At 64.0% G+C, this 7,544-nt stretch carries 5 protein-coding genes and 3 pseudogenes; 4 read left to right on the top strand and 4 right to left on the bottom strand.

Annotation, left to right across the window (positions count from 1 at the left end):
• Window positions 1-623: 623 nt before the first annotated feature.
• The 3 genes and pseudogenes from ACFP1Z_RS28945 to istA form a co-directional block, all read right to left on the bottom strand.
• Complete coding sequence (locus ACFP1Z_RS28945; RefSeq protein WP_390320626.1) at window positions 624-986, bottom strand: response regulator transcription factor; 363 nt, start codon at window positions 984-986, stop codon at window positions 624-626.
• A gap of 595 nt (window positions 987-1,581) precedes the next feature.
• A pseudogene (locus tag ACFP1Z_RS28940) lies at window positions 1,582-1,791 on the bottom strand (transposase); the annotation flags it as partial.
• 693 nt (window positions 1,792-2,484) lie between these two features.
• Window positions 2,485-3,243, bottom strand: coding sequence for an IS21 family transposase (gene istA, locus ACFP1Z_RS28935; protein ID WP_390320625.1), 759 nt, complete (start codon window positions 3,241-3,243; stop codon window positions 2,485-2,487).
• Window positions 3,244-4,231: 988 nt separating this feature from the next.
• Here istA and ACFP1Z_RS28930 point away from each other — a divergent pair.
• Complete coding sequence (locus ACFP1Z_RS28930; RefSeq protein WP_390320623.1) at window positions 4,232-4,915, top strand: sigma-70 RNA polymerase sigma factor region 4 domain-containing protein; 684 nt, start codon at window positions 4,232-4,234, stop codon at window positions 4,913-4,915.
• 448 nt (window positions 4,916-5,363) lie between these two features.
• Window positions 5,364-5,591: pseudogene (locus ACFP1Z_RS28925) on the top strand (transposase); the annotation flags it as partial.
• 25 nt (window positions 5,592-5,616) lie between these two features.
• Here ACFP1Z_RS28925 and ACFP1Z_RS28920 read toward each other — a convergent pair.
• Window positions 5,617-6,366 (bottom strand): transposase family protein, encoded by a 750-nt coding sequence (locus ACFP1Z_RS28920; protein ID WP_390320621.1) that lies wholly within the window; start codon window positions 6,364-6,366, stop codon window positions 5,617-5,619.
• A 100-nt stretch (window positions 6,367-6,466) separates the two neighbouring features.
• Here ACFP1Z_RS28920 and ACFP1Z_RS28915 point away from each other — a divergent pair.
• Window positions 6,467-6,980, top strand: a pseudogene (locus ACFP1Z_RS28915) (IS110 family transposase); the annotation flags it as partial.
• Between the two features lie 54 nt (window positions 6,981-7,034).
• Window positions 7,035-7,460: a transposase gene (locus ACFP1Z_RS28910; RefSeq protein WP_390320634.1), complete on the top strand. Its 426-nt coding sequence runs from the start codon at window positions 7,035-7,037 to the stop codon at window positions 7,458-7,460.
• The last annotated feature ends 84 nt before the right edge of the window (window positions 7,461-7,544 follow it).

The raw sequence follows: 7,544 nt of genomic DNA, 5'->3' as shown, positions 1-7,544 counted from the left end.
CCGTCGGCGACGGGTGAGCCTCCAGGGCGGTCCTGACGGACTGCAGGATCCCGGAGCCGTCCTCGGTGATGCTGGAGTACGGCACCGGGACGGACCCTTGTCCGTAGGTCATGGCTGTGCCAGGGAAAGCGGGCATGAGTCGGTCTCCTTCAAGGCCGCGCAGGGGACGCGCGGCACAGCACGGGGTTGAGCCGGACGAACCCCGCACGAAAGGGGTAAGGGTGCCTGGTCCATCGGCTGGAGCCCGGGGACCACTCGACGCCCTCGTCTCCCCTGCCGGTGAGGTGTGGCGCACCGCGGAGTGGGAATCAGCCGGTTGACGCCTACCAGAGGCGTAAGGCCGAGCTCGGCGCGGCAAAGCTCTCGGCTCTGGCTCACTTCCGGTGGTGACGGATTCGTCGCCGACGTCTCTGTCGGTACGGTTCGGTTCCCGTCAGCGGCCCCGGCCTGGGAGTCCGTCGGCCGGCACTGTAGGACTTCCGGATGAACGGGCCCTGTCCGGTGAGCGTCCGACGGCTGGGCAGACTGGGCGGAGACCGTTTCCACACAGTTCCAAGACTGACCCCGTAAAGCCAGAGCCGAAGAAGTCGACAAGTTATCAATAAAACAGCAAAGCTTAAGGATCAAGTTCGGACAGCGGCCATGACCACAGAAACCGCCTGCCCAGCACTATGCACTCCAAGCCGCTTGTAAGCATTACGACGATGGGTTCTAATGGTGTTAGAACTCAATTGTAGCCGTCGCGCAGTAGCCTTCACGGACTCGCCATACGCAATAGCACGAACGATTTCCAACTGGCGTTCCGTAAGCAGGCTCGCCGCCTGCAACGCACGACTCTGTTCAGTAAACACAGAGTTGCATGCCCTGGAAAGGTAGAGTAAATCACTAACACTCAAAGCCAGCTTGCGAAGTTCTGCAGCCCTTTTCAGTGCCTCATAAAAATACGATTCCATATAAACGGCGGCCTCGCAATTCTTGAGCACCACGAAGAGGGTGTTTCGCTATTCCACCGCGCCACAGGTTCTTTAGGGGCTCGTTCGCGACCGCCTGAATGCGGCAACGCCCTCCAGGAAGCCAGCTGTCAAGGCGGCTTCTCTTTGTGTGAGCAAGCCTCTCCAGTATGTATCGTCATCGCTGAGGGAATGATTCGAAAGACCCCCGTAGAAGCCTGTCCAGAATAGATTTGGATCAGTGGATCGCGCTGCAATCTGCTCTGCGTGAGCAATTTCCTCGGTGATCACTGAACTCTTCTCTCTTATGACAATTGAGCCGGAACTGATCGGTTTCCTATTGAATAGTGGCAGTAGCCGTGGATGATGTGGGGCTGGGGCCGACGCCGGTGGAGGAAGCGGCGGGTCTCATTGGGCGAGGTCGTCTTCGGAGCGTGCGCGTGAGGCGTGGACGTGGGGTTTGATGTCGGCTTTGAGGAGCTCGTCGGGGCTGAGTTCGGGCCTGTAGCCGGGCATCAGGTGCAGCTCGACGCGGTCGCGGTGTTCTCCGCGAGCCAGGTACGGACGGCCTTGCTGCGGTGGACAGGATGCCGGTCGGCGATAGCGTGGACCTTGCGCCCGGCCGGGCGAATTGGTCCAGGAAGGCGGTGAAGACTTTCGCGGTGAAACGGCCGTTGAAGACGGTGAACCACACAGCGCCGCGCGAGGCGACCGCAGGCATGGCGTTTACGCGCAGCCGCCAGCCGTTGACCCGCACCACCGGGGTGCGGCCCTCCGGCGGCCAGGACTGTCCGGGCGGGGCCGCGTCGGAGCGCAGTCCGCGCTGGTCAGTCCAGGCCACCTCGGCTCCCTCAGCGCGGGCGCGTTCGCGCAGGGCTGGCTACTCCTCCTCCAGCCAGGCCCGCACTTCCTGTTCCTGCTGCTGGTACGTGCGCCGGGCTGACCAGATCATGCGGGCTGTAGTCCCCCATCGCCCGGAACAGTACACCCGGCTCTGATCGGCGGGCCGTTGTGGACCCGGGCCGCTGCTGTGATGGCCGAGCATGTGGGCAAGTGGCTACGCCAGCACGGCTTCGTCACCGCTGACCAGCTCGTCCAGCCCCGGACGCCGGGACCGGCGCACGGCCAGGACCTCACGTCCACCCAAACCCAACCGTTCCGGCTCAATATGTGATTGTAGATATTGGCGGAGGAAGCCTGAGCGCGCGCAAAGGCTTCCTCCGTATTCCCGCCCAGTTGGGAAGGGATTCTGAGCGGAAAATCAAGATATTGAGCCGAAACGATCTGATCGCCTACTGGACTGTGTAGCGGACGTGACGTGCGTGGAAGTAGCCGTGGACAACGTCCTGTTGACGCTGACGTCGGCGGAGGAAGCGGCGGGGCGGTTACCTTCTCCTGTTGCTACGGGGCACCGCGATGGGTGCGAAACTGTAACGGCGCAGCCACTTGTCTATCCTCTGCTCCATCATCATCGCACCGACGACCATCCTGATCAGCCCGGCCACAAGCTTGTATGTCCATAGCAGGCCGCCGATCAGCAACTCCTCGGGTGTGTAGTCGGCCATCGTGTGGAACACCACCGCCCGGTCGTTGGCACTGACCAGCTCACCGGGCTCCGAATGGGACTTGACCGGCACCGCGAGCGCCTCCCGGCCTGCAGCTTTGTGCACTCGCCACCAGGTACCAACCGACCGCTCACCGACGCCGAATACCTCCAGGCAAGAGCGGCCTTGCACATCTCCTCGGGTGAGGTGAAATCCCGCCCCCGCCACCAGGAGTCGCGGAGATAGGGCACGGGCCGCTCCACCCTGCGCTTGTCCCGGGGCTTGCGGGAGCGGGCCGGGTCCACGAGGGTGCCGTAGTGCTCGCCGAGCTCGGCATAGGCGCGGTTGATCTTCGGGTCGTAGAGGTCGGGCCGTTCGACGCCGGTACGAAGGTTGTCCGGCACCAGCCGGGCCGGGACATCGCCGAAGAACTCGAACACCTCGACGTGCGCGGTGCACCATGCGTGCTGGTCCATCGTCAGCACCGGCCGCACGAACATGTGCCGCGAGGTAGCCAGCACCATCACGAAGGCCCAGACGCGCCGCTTCCCGGACTTCGGGTCGGTCCAAATGCCCATGGAGCCGTAGTCGATCTGGGCCCCCTCGCCTGGGCTGGCCGGCTCGCGCAGCACCACGACCTGCTCCCGGCGGGCCTCCTCGGGCAGTTTCGCCCGCACATATCGCCGAAGTGACGAGGCCGAGCACTCCGGGCCGTGCTCGTCACGCAGCCGCTGATTGATCGCGGCCATCGTCAGGACCGGCAGCGTCTCCTTATACGGCCCCTGTGGCTCAGACCGTCTGTCAGCGTTGCTACGCCATCGTGGGAACATTTTGACGTGTGTTCAACGGCGCCTCCAGACCCGGGGTGCTCTCGGTGGCGGCTGGCATGGGCTTTGCTCGACGCCTTCTGGCCTATCCGCCAATAGCGCGCTGGACGATGCCAGAGTGCGCTCGCGCACTTCCTCTTGTAGTAGCGCGCTCTCTTCGCTCCCTCCCCCTGCCACAGTCTGCGAACACACAGTCGGTAGCGCATGTGTGCCATTGCCGAGTCGGCGCCCACCTTAACAGGGCAGCTGTGAAGCAAGAGGATGCCGGTCGGGGCGCGGACGGTGACCACACAGGGGGCGCATAGCAGTACAGCGCGCGGAGCGCACGCCAGCTTAGCTCCGGCCTGCGCAGGAAAGACAGCGCGCCCTGACCTCTGGAGCCGCCCCCTCCGGCCTTCGCACTCAGAGCCAAAATCTGCTCTCGTTCCGCATTTATTTTCCGATGCCGGCTGAGACCAGTTGGGTGCCCTGCCTGGGGGCTCGACCATAGGCTGCTAAGGAGATTACCAACGTCGCATATTATTGTTCCCCGATAGAGGTAAATTCTTGTGCACCGGCCGCACGATAATTCCCGCCCACCCCTTAGCTCCCCCTGATCACTTAGCGCACAATGTGCAGCTTAAGGAAACTCCAGCCGTCAAGGCACCCACCTACCCAAGGCGAACTGCCGTATCATCATAGGCTTTATATGATGATCGGTCTGCTCATCGATGCCCAGATCCAGGTTTCGTCCAGGATCGAACCGTAGATACTGCCTCCACCCCTGGGATGCGCACCTCACGGTCTCCTCTGGCCACCGAGGGCCCACGAATTACTGCGGACAGCGCGCGCCCCGCCAACGGTCCCGTCCCCCCAGAGTCACATACGACGGATGCGAGGTATTCATATCTATCTGTGCAGGTTGGCTGCCATGGATGACGTAAAAAATCATGTCGACTCACTCGCCGAAAGCGCCTACCTGAAGCAATCTTCGGACGAGGAGTGGGGAACAATCGAAAACCGCCTTGCAGAGTATGCTTATTCAGTCCTGGCCGTCTGGGTGACGAACGGGACTATCTTCCGAAAGCTGCGCCTCGAAAGATCCATCAACCTGTCCCCCATTCCGATCCGTACCGAGCCGGATGCTGCGACCGAACTTGCTGGCCTGACCGTAGCTGCAGCACTGAATAATTTCCGGAACCTAAGAGGTGGCCCAAAAGAATGGAATCCGTTACGAGGATCCAGCGCCAGCACATTTTTTATTGGTCAGTGTCTGCTGCAGTTTCCAAACGAGTATCGGCGTTGGCTGAAAGAAAACCGCCTTCTCGGCTCGTCCGTGGCGCCGACCAATGAAATATTGGAACATCAATCCCGCAGAGAATCCGACCCCGCGAAGACTGTCGCCACCCGCCTGATTGCGTCGGAATTGCTTTCCGTAGTAAACACACGCTCCCGTTTCGCATTGGCTGCACACGCAATGGGGTACACGTACCAGGAGATCGCAATCCACCTGAACGCAACTCCTAAAGCGGTAGAAATGCTCCTATATAAGGCGCGGTACCGTATACGGCTCATTGTAAACAGCAGGAGGTCGTCAGCCTCGGAGGAAATTTAATCCCTGGATAATCAGCGGAATTGGGTGAGCTGACGTTCTGATAGGAGGAAGGTGCCCTGACCTGCGAGGATGCGGGTGTCGAAGTCGTATCCGTTGCAGAGAGCAAGGCACCTTCTTTGTGAGCGTACAGGGGGCACCGTCGATTGTCCGTGGCGGCAGATGGGAACGGACTGTTGGGGCACGCTGGGGCGGTGCTGCTGCGCCGGTGCGCCGACCGCACGGGGCTGACCGAGGCCCCGGGGAGCGTGCTGCCGTCCAGCACCGTGACAGGCCGACGGGACCGTGCAGTCGCGCTGGCGTAGCTGGCGGTCGCGATCGTGCTGGGAGCGAAGAACCTGTCGGACGCCGAGCAACTCCAGGCTCATCACCAGGGGTTGTTCGGACCGGCAGCTTCGGACTCGACCATATGCCGCACTCTGGCGGTACTGGACGAGGCGGCTGTGGCCCGGATGCGGCGGTTACGTTCAAGAAGACGTTCGGGTTCCATCCGCTGGCCGCGTGGCACGCGAACACCACGGAGTGCCTGGCCATGCTCCTGCGGCCCGGGAACGCCGACGCGAACACCGTAGCCGACCACATCGCCGTGCTGACCGGCGCCCTCGCGCAGATCCCCGGCTCCTCGGCCGCAAAAATCCTGGTGCGGGCCGACGGAGTCGGAGCCACGCACGCACTGCTGGAGCACCTCGAAGCACTGAGCCTTTTCAGCGTTGCCGCTCCAGGGTGAGGATGGCGGCGGCGATGGACGACATTCGATTCGGGCTGCACCGGGCTTTGCGGGAGATGCGCCAGGACTTCAGGCGGGCCACACCCCGCTCGACCGGAGCCCGTGCTGCGGAGAGCGCGCGGTTGACCGTGCGCTGGGTCGGCGACAAGTCACCGCCCGGCGGGCGCCTGACCGGTGTCGTCACCCACGAACTCGCGCCCAGGTAGGCGCGGTCGGCGAGTACGGCGACGCCCTGATGCTCGCAGGTCCGGATGATCCGGTGGGTGCGGGCGGCGGTCAGGTCGTGGGCACGCCCGGGCAGCGCGGGCGAGATCCACAGCACCCGGCCGGCCGGGTCGGTCACGACCCGCACGTTCACACCGTGCCGACGGTGCTTGTGGGAGTAGTCGGCCAGGCTGTCGCCGACCCGGTCGCACTCCGCCAGGGTGCCGTCAAGCAGCACGTAGTCGGGGGCGGCTTCGCGCAGGGCCCGCAGTAGCCCTGGCGCGCGGCCGGCCAGCAGGCCGATCACGGCTGCTGTGTAGACGTGTGCCGTGCCGGTGGAGATGTCGAAGCCGGCAGCGATCTGCGCGAGAGTGTCGTGCCTGCGCAGGTAGATCAGGCCGACTAGGGCACGCTGGTGCGGCGGGAGCTTGCAGCGACGGTCACCCTCGCGGGTGACGATGAGCATGGCTACCCACTCGACCAGGCCGTGAGGCAGGTCGAGTGCGGCAGGATGCGGAACCAACGAGGCAGTGATGATGGCACGGTGGTCCTCCAGCCGGGCCTGACCCGCAACGAAGCGGACACCCAACGGGGTTGTCGTTCAGGAGATCTGTCGGTTCGGCGTGGAGGCCAACCGTGCACACGGCCGGCCGGACGTTCGTGACCTGATAGGAGCTTGGGCGAGGAGCCCCCGTCACTGCTTTGTCCGCACATCCGCCCGGCGTGTGCTGTCCCCGGAAACCTTGCGAAAGGACAGCAGCACCATCACGGACAATCAATACCCGGACGTTTTCGGCGGCGTGGACGCCCACTCCGACACCCACCATGCCGCAGTCATCGATCCTCTTGGCCGGCATCTGGCCGATCGGGCCTTCCCCGCCACAAGCGACGGCTACCGAGCTCTGCTGGAGTGGCTGCGCTCGCAGGGTCGTGTGGAGGCCGTCGGCGTGGAGGGCACCGGTTCCTATGGAACACAACTCACGCGGGTGCTTACCGCCGCCGGCCTGACTGTCTTCGACGTCAACCGACCCGATCGACGCCTATGCCGCTGCTCAGGCGGCCGCCTCGGGCCGCGCGACCATCATTCCCAAGACCCACGACGGAGCCGCCGAGTCCCTCCGCATCCTGCACAATGCCCGAGCCTCCGCGGTCAAGGCCCGTACCCAGGCGATCAACCAGATCCGCAGCGTCATGGCCACCGCCCCCGACACCCTGCGCGCCCAACTCCGCAACCTGGCGGCCGACGGCCTCATCGTCACTTGCGCGCGACTGCGTCCCGGCTCGGACCTGACCAAACCCGTCACGGCCGCCAAGTTCACTCTGCGTCGACTCGCTCGCCGCTACCAGGAACTGGACCGTGAAATCAGCGAGTACGACGCTGAGTTGGGCACGCTTGCCGCCCTGGCGGCACCGGGCCTGCTGTCCATCCATGGAGTCGGCCCCGAAACGGCTGCCCGGCTCCTGGCCGCCGTCGGCGACAATCCCGAGCGTCCGCGTTCTGAGGCGGCCTTCGCCCATCTATGCGGCGTCGCTCCCATTCCCGCCTCCTCCGGACGCCGGGACCGTCACCGGCTCACCCGCAGGGGCAACAAGAGAACTCTCACAGGCGTCGCTTGACGCGACATAGGAGCATCTCCTGCCTCGGCGTCTTCTTCCGCAGACTGGCCGTCCGACACGGGAGTAAAACGGACCCTCGTCGCT

The sequence above is a fragment of the Streptomyces gamaensis genome (assembly GCF_042656465.1).
GTDB lineage: Bacteria > Actinomycetota > Actinomycetes > Streptomycetales > Streptomycetaceae > Streptomyces > Streptomyces gamaensis.
Note: the sequence above shows the minus strand (reverse complement) of the source record. Positions and strands in the feature narration are given on the sequence as shown.